General features: G+C 63.4%; 2 protein-coding genes. Both read right to left on the reverse strand.

Annotated features, from left to right (window positions below; translation table 11 throughout):
- Positions 1-82 precede the first annotated feature (82 nt).
- On the reverse strand, positions 83-565 hold the full coding sequence (locus HX846_RS37655; protein WP_178967517.1) for a hypothetical protein: 483 nt from the start codon (positions 563-565) through the stop codon (positions 83-85).
- Positions 562-1,102 (reverse strand): class I SAM-dependent methyltransferase (locus HX846_RS37660; protein ID WP_178967518.1); only part of this gene is annotated, 541 nt, incomplete at its 5' end. The genes HX846_RS37655 and HX846_RS37660, both read right to left, overlap by 4 nt.

The raw sequence follows: 1,102 nt of genomic DNA on the forward strand, positions 1-1,102 counted from the left end.
TCGCCGGCAAACAGGCTGCGGCTGACTTCGCGCTTGTCGCGGCCCAGGGCGCAGATCACGCCGAGGGCATTGAGGTAGGCGGTCATCGGGTGGCCTCAAGCGGCGAGATGCGGTAGGTCAGGTGTTGCCCGATCACGTCCACGCGAAACACCAGGGAGGAGTGATAGGTGATTTTCCAGCGGGACGGCAGGGTGCGGATCAAGTCCATTTCCTGGGTGCCGGGGTACAGCTTGGAGACTTCATCCGCCGAGGTGAGGGCGAACAACAGCGCGGCAAACAATTCACGCGCCTGGGGATTGGGCGGCAGCAGACCGTCAGCCTGCCAGGCACCGTTGATCAATTTCTGTCGCGCCTGGGGAATGCCCAGCGGGTCCATCATCGACCAGCGAATCCCGCCGCCTTCGCGCTGCATCACCAGCAGCCAGTCCTGGCGTTGGCCATCCTGTTCGCGCTGCACATGCAGTTGCAACGGCAGGCTCAGCACCGGGGTTTTCGACGGCAACGGCGGCTGGCTGGCGCAGGCACTTAGCAGCAACAGGCAACCGATCAACAGCATTCGGATCATGTTTCAGCGCTCGCCAGAGGTTTGCGGGCAACCACGTTGACCAAGGTTTCTTCGCGCTGGCCGGCCGGTTTTGGCTGGCGCAGGCCCCAGCGCTCAAGCAGGCCGAAATCGGTGGCGCGGCTCCACCACAGGTACGGGTACGAGACGTTCTGCGGGCCGAACTCAAAGCCCTGCTCGTGAATCATCTCAAGGTACTCCTCGGCGCTTTTCTGCACATGCATCGGGTGACGAAACAGCCAGCGGATTACCCAGGTGTCGATATAGGCCTCGGTGGATTCGGCAAACAGCAGGTAGCCGCCTGGCTTGAGCACCCGATAGAACTCTTTCAGGGCGCGATGCTGTTCCACCAGATGATGGAAGGTCTGGTGACAGAACAGCACGTCGACACTGGCGTCGGCCACGTCGAGGGTCGCGCAGTCGCTGCCGATCAACTCGATGGCGATGCCCTGGCGCGCGGCTTCGGCGCGGCTCAGGTCGAGGCTGTGGGGGTCGGCGTCGAGGCCGATCAGGCGTTCGGGGGCGAACACCTGCTGCAGG

Source organism: Pseudomonas sp. K5002, assembly GCF_013386655.1.
Lineage (GTDB): Bacteria > Pseudomonadota > Gammaproteobacteria > Pseudomonadales > Pseudomonadaceae > Aquipseudomonas.